Origin of the sequence: Burkholderia sp. AU33803 (genome assembly GCF_002223095.1) — a bacterium.
In the GTDB taxonomy this organism is placed as follows: domain Bacteria; phylum Pseudomonadota; class Gammaproteobacteria; order Burkholderiales; family Burkholderiaceae; genus Burkholderia.
The window spans coordinates 665,764-683,577 of record NZ_NKFJ01000008.1 but is presented as its reverse complement, the minus strand read 5'-3'; the positions used below and the strand labels follow the sequence as shown (position 1 = coordinate 683,577).

15 protein-coding genes are annotated in these 17,814 nt (G+C 63.5%); 6 read left to right on the top strand and 9 right to left on the bottom strand.

Annotated features, from left to right (window positions below):
• Positions 1-19: 19 nt before the first annotated feature.
• Positions 20-958 carry a tyrosine-type recombinase/integrase gene (locus tag CFB41_RS34540; RefSeq protein ID WP_089459715.1) on the top strand — a complete coding sequence of 313 codons (939 nt, stop codon included), beginning with the start codon at positions 20-22 and terminating at the stop codon, positions 956-958.
• A gap of 41 nt (positions 959-999) precedes the next feature.
• Here CFB41_RS34540 and CFB41_RS34535 read toward each other — a convergent pair whose 3' ends face one another.
• From CFB41_RS34535 to CFB41_RS34520, 4 genes are all read right to left on the bottom strand, one after another.
• Positions 1,000-1,479, bottom strand: a complete 480-nt coding sequence (locus CFB41_RS34535) for an RES family NAD+ phosphorylase (RefSeq protein ID WP_089444625.1) — start codon at positions 1,477-1,479, stop codon at positions 1,000-1,002.
• A complete protein-coding gene (locus tag CFB41_RS34530) occupies positions 1,476-1,931 on the bottom strand; it encodes an antitoxin Xre/MbcA/ParS toxin-binding domain-containing protein (protein ID WP_089444624.1) in 456 nt (151 codons plus the stop codon). The genes CFB41_RS34535 and CFB41_RS34530 overlap by 4 nt, the downstream gene beginning before the upstream one ends.
• 362 nt (positions 1,932-2,293) lie before the next feature.
• On the bottom strand, positions 2,294-2,497 hold the full coding sequence (locus CFB41_RS34525; protein ID WP_089459714.1) for a DUF1289 domain-containing protein: 204 nt from the start codon (positions 2,495-2,497) through the stop codon (positions 2,294-2,296).
• Positions 2,498-2,890: 393 nt separating this feature from the next.
• Positions 2,891-3,532 carry an HD domain-containing protein gene (locus CFB41_RS34520; protein WP_011349307.1) on the bottom strand — a complete coding sequence of 214 codons (642 nt, stop codon included), beginning with the start codon at positions 3,530-3,532 and terminating at the stop codon, positions 2,891-2,893.
• 214 nt (positions 3,533-3,746) lie between these two features.
• On the opposite strand from CFB41_RS34520, the gene CFB41_RS34515 reads away from it, so the two are divergent.
• The 4 genes from CFB41_RS34515 (at position 3,747) to CFB41_RS34500 (ending at position 7,823) form a co-directional block, all read left to right on the top strand.
• Positions 3,747-4,712 (top strand): GlxA family transcriptional regulator, encoded by a 966-nt coding sequence (locus tag CFB41_RS34515; protein ID WP_089459713.1) that lies wholly within the window; start codon positions 3,747-3,749, stop codon positions 4,710-4,712.
• Between the two features lie 319 nt (positions 4,713-5,031).
• Entirely contained in the window at positions 5,032-5,343 is a 312-nt protein-coding gene (locus CFB41_RS34510) for a DUF4148 domain-containing protein (RefSeq protein WP_219847010.1), read from the top strand.
• Between the two features lie 323 nt (positions 5,344-5,666).
• Positions 5,667-6,380, top strand: a complete 714-nt coding sequence (locus CFB41_RS34505) for a dienelactone hydrolase family protein (protein ID WP_089459711.1) — start codon at positions 5,667-5,669, stop codon at positions 6,378-6,380.
• Between the two features lie 600 nt (positions 6,381-6,980).
• Entirely contained in the window at positions 6,981-7,823 is an 843-nt protein-coding gene (locus CFB41_RS34500; RefSeq protein WP_089459710.1) for a hypothetical protein, read from the top strand.
• Positions 7,824-7,936: 113 nt separating this feature from the next.
• Here the strand turns inward: CFB41_RS34500 and CFB41_RS34495 are convergent, their stop codons facing one another.
• The 4 genes from CFB41_RS34495 to CFB41_RS34475 all read right to left on the bottom strand — a co-directional run bounded on the left by CFB41_RS34495 (position 7,937) and on the right by CFB41_RS34475 (position 13,766).
• Positions 7,937-9,280 (bottom strand): hypothetical protein, encoded by a 1,344-nt coding sequence (locus CFB41_RS34495; RefSeq protein ID WP_089459709.1) that lies wholly within the window; start codon positions 9,278-9,280, stop codon positions 7,937-7,939.
• Positions 9,281-9,381: 101 nt separating this feature from the next.
• On the bottom strand, positions 9,382-10,662 hold the full coding sequence (locus CFB41_RS34490; RefSeq protein WP_089459708.1) for a hypothetical protein: 1,281 nt from the start codon (positions 10,660-10,662) through the stop codon (positions 9,382-9,384).
• Positions 10,663-11,226: 564 nt separating this feature from the next.
• Complete coding sequence (locus tag CFB41_RS34485; RefSeq protein WP_089444616.1) at positions 11,227-12,168, bottom strand: LysR family transcriptional regulator; 942 nt, start codon at positions 12,166-12,168, stop codon at positions 11,227-11,229.
• A 299-nt stretch (positions 12,169-12,467) separates the two neighbouring features.
• Positions 12,468-13,766, bottom strand: a complete 1,299-nt coding sequence (locus CFB41_RS34475) for an adenylosuccinate synthase (protein ID WP_089459706.1) — start codon at positions 13,764-13,766, stop codon at positions 12,468-12,470.
• A 139-nt stretch (positions 13,767-13,905) separates the two neighbouring features.
• On the opposite strand from CFB41_RS34475, the gene gcvA reads away from it, so the two are divergent.
• Positions 13,906-14,811 carry a transcriptional regulator GcvA gene (gene gcvA, locus CFB41_RS34470; protein ID WP_089444614.1) on the top strand — a complete coding sequence of 302 codons (906 nt, stop codon included), beginning with the start codon at positions 13,906-13,908 and terminating at the stop codon, positions 14,809-14,811.
• Between the two features lie 177 nt (positions 14,812-14,988).
• Here gcvA and CFB41_RS34465 read toward each other — a convergent pair whose 3' ends face one another.
• Positions 14,989-15,297, bottom strand: a complete 309-nt coding sequence (locus tag CFB41_RS34465; protein WP_046547226.1) for a hypothetical protein — start codon at positions 15,295-15,297, stop codon at positions 14,989-14,991.
• Positions 15,298-17,814 lie beyond the last annotated feature (2,517 nt).

Sequence of the window (17,814 nt, the reverse complement as noted above, 5' to 3'; positions counted from 1 at the left end):
GTCCGGCTATAAATCGTGCATGGATACGAATCGCTGGATTCAGGACCCCGTTGGCGCCTTCCGCACGTGGCAGGAAACCGCCGCGACCGGCGCCGATCGCCGGCCGTTCGCGCCGCGATCGGTCGTGCAGCATGTCGCGATGTTCGAACGGTTCCTGCGTTATCTGATCGCACGACGCGTGTCGCTGGCCACGTTCGGCCCCGACCACGTCGCGGCCTTCCTGGCGGAACTCGAGCGCACCTGCGCGCCCGGCACGTCGACCCGCGTGCGCTACGCGAAGCTGATCGACCGGCTGGGCCGGCACCTGGTCGAAATCGGCGTGCGCACGATCCATCCGGCCGGCCGGACGACGCGCGATCTCGCCTGGCCGGAAGGCGAACCGGAGCCGTGCTATCTGCCGCCCGATGCCGACGCGGCGCTGCAGCGCCACGTGCAGCCGCAAGCAAACGACACGCTGACCGACTGCAGGAATCGCGCGATCGTCGCACTGCTGCTTGCGAGCGGCATCACGTCGGCCGAGATACGGGCGGCGACCTGCGACGCGCCCGATCTCGACGCGCAGCCGCCTGCGCTCGCCGTGCCGCGCGATCGGGCGCGGCCGGCGCGTCGAATCACGCTCGCCGAATTTGCGCTGGCGCCGCTCGCCGCATGGCGGACGCGCTCGGCAGACACGCCTCCCTCCGCGTTGCTGTTTCCCGCGCCCCGCGGCGGCGGCGCGATGAACGACATGTTCCTGCTGCTCGTGGTGCGCGACGCGCTGACCGCGATCGGTTTCCACGCGGCGGACATGAGCCCGCGCGTGCTGCGCAATACGTATGCGCGCCGCCAGTTGCTTGCGGGCCACGCGCATGCCGACGTCAGTGCGATGCTCGGTCTCGTCAGCACGCGGACGGTCACGCGTATCCGGCAAACGCTGCCGCCCGATGCGGCCGCGGATCGCGCCGCGCACGAGCGCTGAACCCGCCCGCGCTCGGCGCGGGCCGCGTGACGTTCGACGCCCTATTCGCCCGGCGGCGACTGGATCAGCCGCAGAATCCGCGTGTCGTACGGCGAATGCATGACTTCGGCGATACGGACCTCGGAAGCGGCCGGATGGAGCGGATTCAGCAGGAAGTTGTGCGCGTGCGGCACGACGACGCTCGGCACGCGCAGCAGCGCGCTCGGCTGCGTGTGCAGCCATTCGGTGCCGGCGCTGCGTGTCCAGTCGACGTTGGTTCGCCAGTCGTCCGGCGCGTCGCCCTCCGCGATTTCGGCGATATCGACCGAATCGGCCACCTCGATGCGAAGCAACTGGTATCCGCTCGGCAATTGCGCGACCGTGGCGATTTCGAAATGAACGAGCGTCTCGAGCAGGGCGAGCGCCGGATGCTCGGCGAGATACACGACGGGCTGCCCGGCAAAATGCCAGCGCCCGCCGGCGCGCAACCCGCCGATCCCTTTCAGGTCGGCGAAATTGCTGATCCGCCACAGCGTCGTCAAGCGAAGTACCCCTCGTCGATCTGCGTGAGGGCTTCCTCGACGAGCCGCGCGCCATGCTCGGTGCTCGCCATGTCGAGCGACGTGCGGCCACCGAAGCGCTGAAGCCCGTTGCGCAGCCACGCCATCGCCTTCTCCTGGTCGCCGAACGTGGCGGTCGCCTGCGCGACGATGCGCGCGAGACGGATCGCCTTGTCGGACTCCTCCTGCGACAGGCGTTCGTGCGCCTGACGACGATGGCTCAGCGTGCGACGCGGAATGATGAAGGCCAGCTCGTCGGATTTCAGCCCGCGCTCGGACAGACGGTCGATCACCGAGACGTCGATGCGGGCGCTCGCCAGCTCGGCAAGATCGGCCCCCGATCGGACAGGGATCGCCAGCAGCTGTTCGAGAATCGTGAATTCGGCCTGACGCGGATGCGCGACGCCCGAAGGATGGAAAGCAATGGTGCTCATGACCTCTCCCGGCAATTTGCCCAATCATTATAGGCGTTTTGCCGACAACCTGCGGATGCGGACGAGGGGCGTGCCTGCGGTGCTCGTCGGGTGCCTGCGAGGCGAGGACGACGTGCCCCATCCATATGGATGGCAAGCTTCTGTGGCCGCGAATCGAAGATTCGCCCGGGGGATGGGGTGTAATTATTCAGTATATAAAGTCCAGACAAACGTCGTACGGTTGTCACGTAACAACTTTTTAACTGATTTCGTTTTCTCCAATTTGGCCGGCTCATCCTTCCCGGCAAGGTCGATCGGTTCGATCAGAACAAGTGGACGTTCTTCAAGCGTGCCGCATCACCCGGAACGCCGCCCCCGGCGATTCACCGTCCATCGCGACGGAACCGCATCGCCGTGCACTCGTGCCGGATACGCTCCCATATCGCGCGTTTCTCGTCATCATTCATGAACACCCAGTGCGAGACCTCGTCGGCCGTTCGGCCGCATCCCTTGCAGACATCGTCGAACAACGTCGAGCACACACCGACACAGGGGCTGTCGGGTAAGTCATCAAGTGTGGAATTCATCGGAACGTTCGTATCGGTTGAAAATCCGGCAGCGTTACGAATTACGCTCCCATACACGGGTACCTTTCGGTCCGCGACGCGGCCGATGCCGCAACACGAACCCGCCCCCGCTTGCCTCGACGCCGCCGCCAGCCGAACCTGCGTCGTCGCGATGCCCGCGCCATGAGGATCACTGCGCGATCGCGCCAGACGTCCTGCACCGGTGCGGGGCCGCCCGCGCCGGCTGTCCGAATGATGGCGTTATCGCCGGACGGTGCCGCGTTCACGTGTGCCCGGGTTCGATCGTGCGGTTGCCATATACAGTCGCACGACTTGGCCATTCAGGAGCCCCGATTCACTTTTCGCGCACGACCGCCCCTCAATATCCGGGATCGTGCGCCATACCGCGAGCAATCAGCCGGCCCACGCGGACGACCGGATCACGCTGCAGAAATTGCCTGCGTGGAAATGCGGATCCTTGTCGGCGAGCACGTCGGCCTTCACGTTGCCGAACGTCGTGTCAGGCTTGTGCTTGATCCCGTCGTAGAACGCCTGAATGATGTCTTCCTTGAAGTGCGGCGTACGCGGATGCGCACGAACGACGGCCTCGCGCTCCACATCGCTGTATTCCGGATACGTCAGGCCCAGCACATCCATCTCGACGCCTGCGGTGACGAGCGCGATCACCGGATGCATGTGCTGCGGGATGCCCGGCGTGGTATGCAGCGCGATCGAGGTCCACACGACGTCGATATCCTGCTGCGAAATGCCCTTGCCCTTCAGGAAATCGCGTGCGGCGTTGGCGCCGTCCACCTCGAAACGCTCGCATGCGCTGCTGTGTTTGTGCGTGAGCCCCATGTCGTGGAACATGCAGCCGCAGTAGAGCAGCTCGGGATCGTATTTCAGCCCGCGCCGCTGGCCCGCAAGCGCCGCGAAATAGAACACTCGGCTGGAATGATGGAACAGCAACGGAGACGCGGTATCGCGAACGAGCTCGGTGATTTCGCGCGTCAATTGGCTATCGGGAATGGTGATGCCTGCAACGTTCTCAGTCATGATCGACCTCCATTGAAAACACCCTCGATTCTCCGGCGTCCGACAGCTGTCTCCAATAGACGTGTTACGTCAAATCCTGCCATTTTGCGCGACGAACGGACACGGTGCCCGCGCAGGAGGAAGAACGCCGGAAACAGGTCCGTCTGCGAGCATCGCGCGCCGCTGGCGCCTCTATACTGCTACCCGTCACGTTCGACACGACACACCATCGATCATGCCGAAGGTCGTAGGAATTTTCGCCGTTCCGGGCGTTCAACTGCTCGATGTCTCCGCACCGCTCGACGTCTTCGCGCAAGCGAACGCCGAATGCGGGAAGCCGTTCTATACGTTGCGGATCATCGCCAGCGAGTCCGGTCCGATCCGCAGTTCGTCCGGTGCGCAGTTGCTGCCCGACTGGATCGTTCCCGACATTCCTGAACGCATCGACACGCTGCTGGTCGCCGGCGCGCCGAGCGCCGGCCGGATCGCACTGCGCACCGACGTCCTCGCGTGGCTGCGGGCGGCGGCCGTGCAGAGCAAGCGCTACGGCTCGATCTGCACCGGCGCGTTCATCCTCGCGGCCACCGGCCTGCTGAAAGGCCGCCACCTGACCACGCACTGGGCTGCGGCCGATGCGCTTGCCGAAGCGTATCCGTCGCTCGCCGTCGACGCGGACGCACTGTACGTGCGCGACGGCAAACTGCGCACCGGCGCCGGCGTCACGGCCGGGCTCGATCTCGCACTCGCGCTGGTCGAGGAAGATCTCGGCCGCGAGATCGCGCGGCGCGTCGCCGCACAACTGGTCATGTTCTTCAAGCGCCCGGGCGGACAACTCCAGTTCAGCCGCAGGGGCGAGGCGCGCCCCGCCGGACGTTCGGTACTGCAGGAGGTTCAGCGCTGGATCGCGGCGAATCCGGAACTCGAGCATTCGGTAGCGGAAATGGCGAAGCATGCGGGCATGAGCCCGCGCCACTTCGCACGCCTGTTCCGCGCGGAAGTCGGCATGACGCCGGCCGCATGGGTCGAGGCGACCCGCATTTCGGCCGCCCGCCATTTGCTCGAGAACGGTCACGACACGCCGAAACAGGTCGCCGCGAAATGCGGCTTCGCGAATGTCGATACGCTCAGGCGGTCGTTCACCCGGCACGTCGGCATCACCCCCGCTGAATACCGGAAACGGCAGGCAGTCCTGGTCGAGTGACGCGGCCGTGTGCCACAAATACGGCACGAGCGATAGAAACAGCCTCACGCAAATACTTCGGAATGCGATTTAACTGATCATTTTGTGGCCCCGACCGATCGACGGCATCGCCCCACACATGGCTCCGTCCGCAGTTCCTATCAAGCGCCGGACAGCCTCGCAATCATCAGATGAAATCCCCGCCGCCCCGGATCGTTTACCCAGTTGCAATAATTATTCGCTGGAACGCGTATTTCCGACCGGTAACGCGATCGCTACGATGCAATCAACCGCTGAACGCAACAAGCGAAGCGCGAAATCAATGAAACCGGAGGTCATCATGAAGTCGTTCATCTACGCTGTCGTCGCCGCAATCGCCCTGTCCGCCTCGTACGGCGCGTTGGCACAATCGAATCCGTCGGGCCAGCTGACGCGTGCCCAGGTCCGCGCGGAACTCGTCCAGCTCGAACAGGCCGGCTACAAGCCCGAAGTCTCCGATCAGTATTACCCGCGCGCGCTGCAGACCGCCCAGGCCCGCGTGACGAACGCCGATGAAACCGGCTACGGCGCACAAGCCGCCGCTGGCGTACGCGCCGGCCGCGCGATCGCAGTCAAGCAGGATGGCCGCGACTCCGTGTATTTCGGCCAGTAAGCCGGACACGCGACCGCGTATTCCGATACGCGCGCAGCAAACGAAACACCCCGCTCCCGTTCGTCGGGGCGGGGTGTTTCGTTTTCCGGTCGGCCGCTCCCGAAGCGGATTGCGCGCCCCGATCGATGCGATCTGGCGAGTCGCGTGCCGCGCGGCTTCGTTCACGACGGCAGCCGGTGTTTGCGCATAGAATGGCCGCGTGGTCGGCGCCGGCCGAAACGAACGCGAGCGGAACCACGACGCCCGGCTTGCCCGATCGTCGCCGCGCCCGCAGGCCGGCCCCGATGCCGCACTCATCGCATTTTTCGAAAAGGAGCGGTTTCATGTCTCAAACATCCGGTTCCATGATCACGTTTCGACGCCCGGACGGCCAGGAACTGCAGGGCTATCTCGCCACGCCGGCGAAGACCGAAGGCGCACCCGCGGTCGTCGTCATTCAGGAATGGTGGGGGCTGAACGACCAGATCCGCGGCGTCGCGGATCGCCTCGCGCGCTGCGGCTACTTCGCGCTCGTGCCCGACCTGTATCGCGGCAAGTCGACGGTCGAGGAAGAGGAAGCGCACCACCTGATGACCGGGCTCGATTTCGGTGACGCGGCCTCGCAGGACATTCCGGGCGCCGTGACGCATCTCAAGACGCTTGCCTCTCGTGTCGCGGTGACGGGTTACTGCATGGGCGGCGCACTCACGCTGCTGTCGCTGCAGTTCGCCGATGCGGACGCGGGCGTCACGTGGTACGGCCTCCCGCCGCTCGACTACCTGGATCCGGCGAAGCTCAAGGTGCCGCTGATGGGTCACTGGGGCACGCAGGACGCGTTCTTCGCGATCGACCAGGTCGATGCGCTCGAGAAGAAGCTGACCGATGCGAAGGTCAATGTCGAATTCCATCGCTATCTCGCGCATCACGCATTCGCGAACGAAACGGCTGTCGGCCCCGGCCGCATCGCCGGCACGCAGTTCGATCCGGTGTGGTCGCAAATGGCGTGGGATCGCACGCTGACGTTCTTCGGCCGCACGCTTTGGGAACAGCAGGGGTAACGTAACGCCGCCTCCCACGCGAGCGGCTACGTAGACTGCGGAAAAAGGAAACGGAAACGCCACGGATTTTCATTCGTGGCGTTTTCGTTTTCGCGTCGGGCAACCGCCGCGACCAGGGGCAACGGCTTCCCCCTGCACGTTGTCTTGCTTACCCGTTCGTCGCCGTTGCCGACGCAGGCGCCGGAGCAGCCGGCTGCATCGTGATGCCCGCCCTCCCCGAGCAACGCTTCACGGCTGCACCGGATACCGACGTGCAAACGCCTGCACGACCGATTCATGTCCATCGCAAAGCCGCGAGTCGTGGGGGGTGCTGAAAGCATGCAAAAGTATCGTCGACACGCGCCCCGGGTCATCCAGGCTGCGATCGATCTCTCGGGAGACATACGAAGCGCGCTCTTCCGGTATCGCAACGCACCGTTGCGGACGCCCGACTACAAGAGCGCTGAACGGGCGGCCACGATGAAAATTACGCTTGCCATATTCATACTCCCACTCACAGGCACGCTATGATGTGATCCTAATCAATACGCCGCGCATTCGCCCAAGCGCCCCATCGCCGCATTTTCCGACGCGCCTCCTCATCCCGAGAGAACGAGAAAAATGGACCACGCACAGTACTTCAACCAAAGCTCGATTCAAGCCGCGAATCTTCGGCTGCACTATCTGTCGCAGTTGCTGCGTGAGCAGACTGGCTCGATTGTCCAATACGGCATCCTTCGCGGGTATCCCGTCGGTGTCAGTCAATGGGCGGAGGTTGCGGTCGGCGGCTACCTGCTCGGCACCTACGAGATCGCCATTTGCGCGATTCTCGAAGCACTCGGATCTCCCGAAAAGGTGCTGGTGGACCTGGGGGCGGCCGACGGGATTTTCGGCATCGGCCTGGTCAGAAACAACGTCTTCGCGCGCAGCCTGTGTTTCGAGATGGACGAACAGCGCCGCCAGGCCATCCAGCATCGGGCAGCGGAAATGGGGCTGGCGGACCGGGTCGCCGTCTACGGCCAGGCCGATCGCAACCTGCCGGCGATCCTGGCGGAACACGGCGGCACGCCGGCCGAGCGGGTCATCCTGTGCGATATCGAGGGCGCGGAGTTCGAGCTGTTCGACGATGCGCTGCTGGAACAGCTCTCCGGCAGCCACGTCATCATCGAAATTCACGATTTCCTGCTTTCCGACCCGGAGCAAGCCGCACGGGCGTTCGATGCGTTGTGCCAGCGCGCCGGCGAGCATTTCCACGTGTACGAGATTCGCGACGGGTTGCGCGACATTCGCAACATCCCGTTGCTTCGCCACTGGTCGGACTGGGACGCGTGGCTGATGTGCGTCGAGGCGCGTTACCGGATGATGCGATGGCTCTGGCTCGAGCCGAAAAGCCAGCCGCGACGCTCCAGCCACGACGTCGATCAACTGATCCTCGACTACCAGCGCCGGATTTTCGCCGTCTAACGCACGCGAACCGACGCGCCATTCAAGCGCGTCGGATACCGGTGTGCAACGCGGCCGCCACTCCCGCGGCGCCGGAACCGCGGGAAGCGTGGGCAGGCAGTGCGTCCCGCACCTCAACCACGATTACGACGGTCGATATCCGACGCATCCGATCGCATCACGACTGCGCGGAAGCGATCCGGATAGCCCATGTAGTGAATCATGAAACTGTCCGCATCATAGAGAGACGGATGCGAGTTCAACGAGACGCAGTCCGACAGCGGAATCGTTGCGTTTCCACCCGCGGCCTCCCACGTGGACACAAATGCCATCTGGTCTCCACCCGACGAGTAGACGCCAAGTTTATCGGGCACGGCATCGATGGTCGCTTGAACCCGTTCGAGATACGCGCGACATTCGAGTGTGTTGGAGAAAACCATGAAGCCGCTGTTTAGCCGATGGTTGGAAATGTCCCGCACCAGCGTGAAAGATTGCTTGCTTGTGACTTCGTGAATCGGGTGTTGAGGAGTATGAATCAGAATATCCGCATCGATCCACCCCACCTGCTGGTGGGCATCGAAATGATGAAGCAGCAATGCAGCCTTGTTCCAGTTGCCCGTTACGTTGCGATCCAGATGAGCCGGCGTATCCCGGTAGATGTAGTGCGTGTAGCCGTGACGCCGGCAGTAGGCGGTGATGTTGCGCTCGGAAATGACGGCGTACAGCGAAATGTTCGGCGTATAGCTCGTGATCAACGCGAACGGCTGGCCCGGGTTGACGACTTCGAACGGCGCGCCGGAAACCGGTGTCATGTCGACGTCGTCGTACAGCCGGCCGCCACGTGCCTGGACCGTATTGAGGTAGTCGACAAGGCGGCTCGTGACTCGATCGTCGTGGACGTTCTTGTGTACGCTCGGATTGAGCGACAGCACGAAGGCCGAGTGTTCGGGCAGATGGTGGCCGAAGGGGATGAAGAGCAGGCTGCTCCATGCGGCGCCATCGAGAGGCTGGTCGTATGGTGTTGCCGGAATACCCTCCAGCTCGAAGTGGTTCCAGCGGCTTGCACCATATTCCGCTTCATGGTCGCGCAGCACGTCGAGAACACCGTCGAGCCACTGCAGTGCAGCGGGACCTGCTCGAAGCATGAAGAAGCACCCGTCCGGGCGATTGTGGACCGCACATTGGGCAATCCAGTACGTCGCGTCACCGATCACGCGATCCGCGGCAAGCGGCTCGTACATGACCGCCGAATCGTCGGCAAAGATCAGCAGCGTATCGGCTCGCGCCGCGACCACCGCCTTTCTCGCCAGGCTGTACTTGTATAAAAGACGGATGCGATCGCTATTGCCCGGACTGCCGATCGCATGCGCCGTGTGCGTATATCCATGCCGTGCGCAGTAAGCGCGATGATTGTCGAGTACGGCATCGGCCGGGTGAGCCAACAGAATCGAATGAAAGGAAATGTGATCGCAACTCATGCGGTAGATCCGGAACTTGTACGACGGGGCAGGTTTGGTGTCTTCATCGCGTCATCCCAGCCGCCCCGACACCTGATGTGCCAATGCCCTTCGTTGCGACATCATGCGTTCGCCTCCCGCATCACGATATCCCATGCGGCATGACACGCCTGCCCGGGCAGCGAGCGCGCACTCAGCGCCACCCGATCGTTCTGCTTCACGTCGAACTTGAAACTGTGAGGCAGTGCCAGCGGCTGCATTTCGCCGTTGTGTTCGATCCAGGCGCACATGGCCGACGGCTGTCCGGTCAGGTGCGACAGGCTGACGTCGATTTCCGCCCGCTCGCACGTCACCGCGAACTCGACCCGGTGGGGCGCCCACGCATTGAGTGAGCAGCCGTGCGGATTCCGGAACGAGACGCCTGCGGCAAGACGCGGCAGGTTCGGCAGCACGTCCTCGTGCGCGGCGACGAGCGCCAGCCCGATCGCGGCGAAACGCTCGACGTGCGGCGCATCGAGCGCGGCCGGTTGTTCCCGGGCGTCGGCTTCGAGCGCCAGCGCAAACGCCTGCCCGAGTTCCATCGCGCGCTGCGCATCGCGGCTCAGATAGCGCCAGCGGTTCAGGTAACGGATGTCTCCGGTCATGTGCAGGCCGCGAATGCGCGCGCCGCGATGCTCGAGCACGACCTCCCCCGTATCGAGATCGTGCCGCTCGTGAAGCCCCCACTTCGTGACGAAGTTGTGCTCGCAACCCACGAGCCGAACATGACCGAGCCCGCCCCATAAATGCAGGAACGTCGTATCGAGCCCGTAGATCGCGGCAAAGTCCTGGCCGATCTTTCCCGCCTGTTCGTGAACGTGCTGCGCGAACCGCGCCCAGGCCACGCGGCCGCCCACGACGAGCCCCGCCTGCAGCGGATGCTTCAGCCGGTCGAGTACGTCCTGAATGCATTGGCGCTTCAACGCCTCCTTCCGCTCGCCGACGATCGGGCTCGTCACGAATTCGCAGAAGTGTGCGTCGGGCGCGACATGCAGGTGATCGTCGTCGGGGACGACGTCGAAGATGTCGAAGTGCGGTCCGGGAAACCAGATGTCGGCGTCGTAGAGTGCGAGCGTGCGCAGCTCGGGGCTCGTGTCGAAGACCGCGGCCGCCGAGATGTAGCGGTCGTAGGGCAACGCGCCCGCCCCGACCCCGGTGTAGACCTCGATACCGTTGTCCAGCAGCCGTTGCTGCTTGTCCGCGGACAGGCCGTAGCCGATGACGCCGATACGGCCCCGGTAGTCGGTCGCGCGCAGCGACACGATGAACGGGATGACCATCTCGTACCAGGCCTGCCTGTTGTCGTCGATCGCCAGGGCGACGAGGTGGCGACGATGCGGCTCACGGTTGTCTGGTGTGCTCATAGGTGTGATCTGGCATCGAGAGCCATGGGTGCCGCGGGCTCCGCGAGGGGTTTTTCGTCGCGAGAAGCGGTGATTTGATTCACGCCGGCGCGCAATTTTGCCGACTGCCCCTCGATAGAATCCTCGGAGGAAATGATTCGAAACCCCGCCCTACGCGCATTTCGGTTGGCGCAGCTTGGCTGATTGTAATGGAGTTCAAATGCACCCGGTGGGGTCGGTGGAACCGACCCCGAACCGGAATGAGTCGCGCTTGGAACGGGAGATTTCCGGCCTGGTTGAATGGTCAGGCGAGGCGGATTCCGTTGCCTGACAGGCGAATTCGGCGGGCGTCATCCGCTGCACTGCGGCAGTGGAGACGATTCTCGTTTTTGAAGTCCACGACGAGTGGCCGTTTCCGACGACAGCTGGCGGCGTTATCGGGAACGCGTTCGGCACGCCGGTCACCCGGGCGTCATTGCCCGGGTCGACCTCGAGGATGCAGCCGATATCCGCGAAAAATACAGGACTACGTATTATTTACGTGATTGATGCGCGACGTCGTACTCACACACCGAAGGTTCGACTTCAGGACTTGCAGGAAGCATGCAGTGCGGCCTCGTCGGTGGCCAGCATTTCGGGCACGCATTCGCGCAGGAAATCGACGAACGTACGGATCTTCGCGTCGAGATACTGCCGCGATGCGTACAGCGTGTAGACCGTCAGCTTCTGCAGCCGGTAGTCGGGCAGCACGCGCACCAGCGAGCCGCTCGCCAGCGCGGGCAATGCCGACGACATCGGCAGCGAACCGATGCCAAGGCCGGCGCGCAGCGCCGCGCCGAGTGCATCGGCGATGTTCACCTGGAAATCCGGCAACGGCAGGTCGAATGTCTCGGGGCCGTCAGGACCGTCGAGGTGCCAGCGGTCGCGCGGAAACACGGGCGTGACGATCTGCAGGCACGCATGGCCGTCGAGCTCGCGCACCGTGCGCGGCGTACCGCGCTCCTTCAGATACGCGGGCGACGCACACAGCACGCTGTGCACCTCGCCGAGCCGCTGCGACACAAGCCCCGAATCGGGCAACTCCGTCGCGCTCAACTGCAGCGACACGTCGTAACCTTCGTCGATGATGTCGGGCACGTGCTGCGATAGCGTCAGCTCGACCGCGACCGATGGATAGCGCTGCCGGTAGCGCACCACCGCGGGCACCACGTAGGCCTGGCCGAAGCTCGTCGTCGCATGGACATGCAGCCGCCCGGACGGCTTTGCCTGTGCGTCGGCCGCCTCGGCTTCCGCTTCGTCGATATAACCGAGGATGCGCTGGCAGCGGTCGAGATAGCGCTGCCCGGCGTCGGTCAGCGCGATGCGGCGCGTGCTGCGGTTGAGCAGGCGCGTGCGCAGGTGCGTTTCGAGCTGCGCGACCGACCGCGATGCGTAAGCCGTCGTGATGTCCAGGCGCTGGGCTGCGCTCGTGAAGCTGCCCTCTTCCGCCACCCGGACGAAAATGCGCATCATCTGTAACGTGTCCATCGACCTGTCCCCGGGATTGAGATCACGTCGCGCCACCGCGCGGCCATGGTGCCGGCAGCGCCGGCGCAGGCCGGTCTGGCGCGAATTGTGCGGAACAGTACAGCAGCAGTGCAGACGTGTCCAGTTCGCCGTATGCGGCGTGATCCGGACGCCGAATCGTGTCGCCGAGCCGCCGCGCGCGCGGTGTCCGGACCGCGCGCATACGCGCTCCGGCGCACCGGCGCACGACCGGCATCGGATCGGCAAAAACTACCCGCCAACCCCGATGCCGCCACGCGATTCACGGCATGTACGACGTATCAGGCCGCGGCGGCCGCATCGAACGGATGACGCAACACGATCGTGTCGTCGCGCTCCGCGCCGGTCGTGATCATCGATACCGGTGCGCCGGCGACCGCTTCGACGCGCGCAATGAAATCCTGCGCGGCGCGCGGGAGCGCCGCACGTTCACGTACCCCCTTCACGGTGCCGCGCCAGCCGTCGAACCGCTCGTACACGGGTTTCGCTCGCGACTGGGCATCGAGGCTCGCCGGCAGGTGATCGACCCGCACGCCATCGAGTTCGTAGCCGACGCACAGCTCGATCGACTCGAAACCGTCGAGCACGTCGAGCTTGGTGAGCGCCAGCGAATCGATGCCGGAGATCCTGACGGCCTGACGCAATTGCGCGGCGTCGAGCCATCCGCAGCGGCGCGGCCGGCCGGTATTCACGCCGAACTCCTGCCCGCGCGCACGCAGCGTTTCGCCGGTCGCGTCGGACAGCTCGGTGAGGAACGGGCCGCCGCCGACCCGCGTCGCATACGCCTTCGTGACGCCCAGCACGTGGCCGAGCTTCGACGCACCAAGCCCGGTACCGGCCGCCGCCGCCGAGGCAACGGTGCCGGACGACGTCACGAACGGGTACGTGCCCCAGTCGATGTCCAGCATCACGGCTTGGGACCCTTCGAACAGGATGCGCTCGCCGCGGTCGGTCGCGTCGTTGAGATCGGCCCAGACGGGGCGCACGAACGGCAGGATCCGCGGCGCAAGGTCGACCAGCGTCGCCAGCATCGCGTCACGGGAATACTCGTCGAGCCCCAGGCCACGGAACCACGCGTTGTGATGGTCGACGAGCACATCCAGTTTGGCGGCGAGCTGGCCTGGTTCCGCGAGATCGCCGACCCGCAGCCCGCGACGCCCGACCTTGTCCTCGTAGGCCGGGCCGATCCCGCGCAGCGTGGTGCCGATCGGCTCGCGGCGCAGACGCTCCTGAGCCTGGTCGATCGCGCGGTGGATCGGCAGCACCAGCGTTGCGTTCTCGGCGATCGACAGGTTGTCCGGCGTCACCGACAGCCCGAGCTCGGCCATCCGCCCGATTTCCGCGAGCAGCGCTTCCGGATCGAGCGCCACGCCGTTGCCGATCACGCCGCGCTTGCCGCGCACGACACCGCTCGGCAGCAGCGCAAGCTTGTACGTCTTGCCGCCCACGACCAGCGTATGACCCGCGTTGTGGCCGCCGTTGTAGCGTGCGACGAGATCGGCCTGTGCCGCCAGCCAGTCCACGACGCGCCCCTTACCTTCGTCGCCCCATTGGGCGCCCACGACCACCACGTTCGGCATGCTCCGCTCTCCATGTGAGAAATTCAGACAATCGTTCGGCCGAGCCGGCCGTTTGTGTGCCATATTGGCGGAGCTTGAGCACCCGATCAAACGATTAAACCTGAACCATTGTGTGAGTAAATATCACACGAAAGATGCAATGGCCCGACGACTCCCTCCGCTGAATTCGCTGCGCGCGTTCGAAGCCGCCGCGCGTCTCGGCAGCTTCACGCTGGCCGCGGACGAACTGTGCGTGACCCACGGCGCGATCAGCCGGCACGTACAACAGCTGGAAGCCTGGCTCGGGCGGCCGCTGTTCGAGCGCCATAACCGGCGGGTCGAGCTGACCGACTCGGGTCGCGCGTATCTCGCCGAGGTCGGCGCGTCGTTCGACCGGATCGCGCTCGCCACCGCGCAGCATTTCGGGCACGCGCAGCAGCGCGTGTTGCGCGTAAGCGCGCCTGCGACGTTTTCGTTGCGCTGGCTGGTGCCGAAGCTGTCGTCGTTCCAGGTCGCCCATCCGGCCATCGAGGTGCGGCTGTCGACGTCGAACGAGCCGATCGACAAACTGCGCGATAAGGTCGACCTGATCGTTCGCGGCGGCCCGCAGGCCATCGACGGTTACGTTGCCGAGGAATTCCTGTCCGAAGTCCGGCTGCCGGTGTGTGCGCCGAAGCTGCTAGAGGGCCGGCCGTTGCATACGCCTGCCGATCTGGCGGCCTTCACGCTGCTGCACGCTGCCACCTATCCCGGCATGTGGCCTGAATGGCTCGCGGCAGCCGGACAGCCGAATCTCGTGCCGCGCCACTCGCTCACGCTCGAGCATTTCTACCTGACGCTGCAAGGCGCACTCGACGGGCTCGGCGTCGCGATGGGTCCGATCGCGCTCGTCGCAGACGACATCGCAGAGGGGCGGCTGGTACAGCCGTTCAGCGAACCGGCACTGCCGCCGTGGCGCTACTTCACGTACGTGGCCTCGGCACGCGCGAACGACGATGCGGTGCGGGCATTCAAGGACTGGTTGAAGGTGGCGGGAAATACGGCCGCGCCGGGCGTGCGGAATTGACTGCGTCGGTGTGCGAAGCGCGCGCCAAGACAGACAGGAATGCGAAACAAATAACGCAGGCGCCTGCATCGCGTTTGCCTTCGTCGATGCCGGGAATGCTGTATTCGATGTGCGCCGCGGAGCCGCGACGCACGCGGCAAGCCGCGGATCGAACCGTGGCTTGCCGCCGGACGGCGCTTACTGGCTAGCGCCGGCGGCTTTCTTCTCCGCGTTCTGCAGGTTCTGCGGATAGTTCGGATCATTGGCCGCGGGCTTGTAACCGGCGTCTTCGAGTTTCTTCAGCTCGGCGTTGTTCTTCGCACGCGCTGCCTTGTGCTCTGCCTTGCGTTGAGCCCGGGCCGCCTTGCGTGCCTGGCTCTTCGCTGCCTTCGCGTCCTGTGCCGCGGGTGCGCTGGCGTCGGTCTGCGCGAACGCAGGAACTGCCGAGCCGAACAGGAACGCGGCTGCGGTAGCAGCCAGCGTGAGTTTTCTGATCTGGATTTGCATCGCTGAACTCTCTTTTCTGGTTTATCACGGATTGAAAGACCATCGAGATACCGCCCCTGCCCCGATCGGTTGTCATGCCGCGTTCGGGACCTGTGCATCATAACCGCGCCGCGAAAAATGTGGCGCCAACGTGAGAACGGAGTTGGGGATACACGTATGGGAGAAAACGTGGATACCGGTCGACGGTCACGGACAGGACGAACTGTGTCGCATGGAGCGATGCGTGTGCCGATCGCGCTACGGCGGCGACAGGAAGCGGTCGATGGAGCCGCGATTCAGCGCGGAGGATGGACCATGTACGCGCGGTACCATGCGAGGCGAGTTATCCACGACTGTTTCACAGGTGGTGTTGCCGGCATGCTCGCGCCTGATGTGACTGTTATCAGGCCAGTCGCGATCACAGCATCAGCAGGCGAACTGTGTGCTGTGTTGCCAATCGATGCGGCTCAAGCGGCGGTTCCTCCCATAAACGGCCACGATTCGGTTTTGCAGCGATCAAGGTATGCACGATTGCATCTCCACGGCGCACAGCATTCGCGATCCGGCAACCAATCGCCGCACTGTGATGCCGAGCGTTACCTGAGCCGGTACAACGCGTCACCGCGTGGTCCTGTGGTCCGTATGACGAATGGTGTGAACTCATTTCGTGCGGTGAAGGCAACGGCGGGATTCGCTTCACGGCTGCGCCGACAGTGCGGCACCCATGTCGCTGCGCTCGTCTGGTGACCGTGGCACGTTGGGTTGCGATGTCGCGGCAACGCTTGTGAGCCGTCCGATTCTGCTCAGGAACGCATCGCGCACGTTGCGCGAGTCACAGGCTTTTCATTCCGCAGCTTGGGTTGCCCGGCGTCCCAGACGGGTGACGGTGCCTGCACAGCATGTCGATTCCTGTGGCCTTGCCTGATTGGTGAGCTTTTACAGGATTCAAAACTGTCGGAAGGTGAGCATGTTCGGGATCATCGCTCGAATTCGATTGCGGTGAGCTTCTTGGTTGCCCACATCTTCACGTTGGTTCGCGGCGTGCCCTGGATCGACCCAGGAGCCGGCGACGCGTGCCGACAGTGCGATCCACCCGGTTCATCTGCGGGAAGCCGTTCCAGGGCCTCTCCTTGTGACCGTGGCGCACAGCATCGAAATTCGGTTGATGGCGCCAAAGGTAGAAAGTTGGAAGACCGCCGAGGCAGACAAGCGAACGACACCTGTTTCCTCCGTACACGGTCCACAGGCTAAATTTGACGAGAGACGCGCGCGGGCGAACGGAAAAACTTGTCCATGGACAGCGAAGCACGAGTGCAAAAAACCCTTCAGCTGCCGTCCCGGATGATTTCAAACTGCTGTGAACGAAACCAGCGAGATTGGTGTTTCCGGATCGCTGATCTGCTTTTCGGGTCGACAACGGACGCAGTGGCGGTCACGGAGCCGCTTTTTGGATCCCATAAATGGGAACCTGTACGTGGAAACGGGGCGTTTCCACCGTTTTTCTCCCATAAGTTTCTACGTTTCAGGCTCATGTGAGTGTGTACTCACCTCTTTTGGAAGCCTTGTCGGGCCTGAAGCCTGTGTAGAACAGGGTGCCAAGTCATTGTTTCCAGGCGCGAATCGAGGGGTTGAGATGCCAGGGACACCATAGACGGCTCCCATTGGTAGCGGTTTATGGGGTTCGTCTTTCTGTGGAAGCACACGTGTGTTTACATCTTTTGTAAACCACGTTTACTTCTTTAACTACTTTTAGACGGCTCACAGCCTTATCTGACAAGGGTTTGAGGGGTGTTCGGTACCCATTTATGGGAGCACAGGTGTAAGGGCTTGGGAGTTAAGGTCTGTGGATTTGGGGATTCGGGTACCGCGTTGTGGGGGATCGGGGTTGTGGATATGGGGCGAGCGTACCCGGTTATGGGAAATCGGCCCGGAAACGCATTGGGTAGTCGTCTATGGGGATGTCGCTGGGTAGCCTTTTATGGGGCGCCTTTTGGGATCCGTGAACGCAGGGTCGTACAGTGATTTTTCTCGGGTAGCCGGTTATGGGGCTCCTCAAAGGTAGCCAGTTATGGGTCACATTTGGGGCGGCTCGATTGCCTTTCTCAAGGATTTCCTGCGGCACGCTCCTACGGACAGGATCGATGGGACAGACAGGTAACCTTTTATGGGGAAAACAATGGGTTGCCGTTTATGGGAGCGATGGTTGCCTTCAAGGCTGAAATCAGCGCAGGCATCGCAGCCGGAACCTGTCGAAAGGTACCCTCCTGTGGGAATCGGTGAAGGTAGCCAGTTATGGGAAGAAACCTGGTCTGTGCTGCGGAGCACCACGAATTCACCCAACGATCCCGATTCTCCACATTTGCTTCCCATGGATGGTTACCTTGCCAAGGGCAAATCTCATGCCGGGTTTCCACGTCCGGGCATGAAAGGTAGCGGCTTGTGGGAAGCATTTTTGTCGAAAGGTAGCTGGATATGGGGTCCCGCACAAATCTTCTGATTGAGAATTTTCCTTTTATATCGGGAGGTTAGCGGAGACAG

Bases quoted from the DNA above. Each gene is read 5' to 3' on its own strand.
- CFB41_RS34500 (WP_089459710.1), top strand. From the start codon at position 6,981: ATGGACCACGCACAGTACTTCAACCAAAGCTCGATTCAAGCCGCGAAT.
- CFB41_RS34495 (WP_089459709.1), bottom strand. From the start codon at position 9,280: ATGAGTTGCGATCACATTTCCTTTCATTCGATTCTGTTGGCTCACCCG.
- CFB41_RS34490 (WP_089459708.1), bottom strand. From the start codon at position 10,662: ATGAGCACACCAGACAACCGTGAGCCGCATCGTCGCCACCTCGTCGCC.
- CFB41_RS34475 (WP_089459706.1), bottom strand. From the start codon at position 13,766: ATGCCGAACGTGGTGGTCGTGGGCGCCCAATGGGGCGACGAAGGTAAG.
- CFB41_RS34485 (WP_089444616.1), bottom strand. From the start codon at position 12,168: ATGGACACGTTACAGATGATGCGCATTTTCGTCCGGGTGGCGGAAGAG.
- CFB41_RS34520 (WP_011349307.1), bottom strand. From the start codon at position 3,532: ATGACTGAGAACGTTGCAGGCATCACCATTCCCGATAGCCAATTGACG.
- CFB41_RS34525 (WP_089459714.1), bottom strand. From the start codon at position 2,497: ATGAATTCCACACTTGATGACTTACCCGACAGCCCCTGTGTCGGTGTG.
- CFB41_RS34465 (WP_046547226.1), bottom strand. From the start codon at position 15,297: ATGCAAATCCAGATCAGAAAACTCACGCTGGCTGCTACCGCAGCCGCG.
- CFB41_RS34530 (WP_089444624.1), bottom strand. From the start codon at position 1,931: ATGAGCACCATTGCTTTCCATCCTTCGGGCGTCGCGCATCCGCGTCAG.
- CFB41_RS34540 (WP_089459715.1), top strand. From the start codon at position 20: ATGGATACGAATCGCTGGATTCAGGACCCCGTTGGCGCCTTCCGCACG.
- CFB41_RS34510 (WP_219847010.1), top strand. From the start codon at position 5,032: ATGAAGTCGTTCATCTACGCTGTCGTCGCCGCAATCGCCCTGTCCGCC.
- CFB41_RS34505 (WP_089459711.1), top strand. From the start codon at position 5,667: ATGTCTCAAACATCCGGTTCCATGATCACGTTTCGACGCCCGGACGGC.
- CFB41_RS34515 (WP_089459713.1), top strand. From the start codon at position 3,747: ATGCCGAAGGTCGTAGGAATTTTCGCCGTTCCGGGCGTTCAACTGCTC.
- gcvA (WP_089444614.1), top strand. From the start codon at position 13,906: ATGGCCCGACGACTCCCTCCGCTGAATTCGCTGCGCGCGTTCGAAGCC.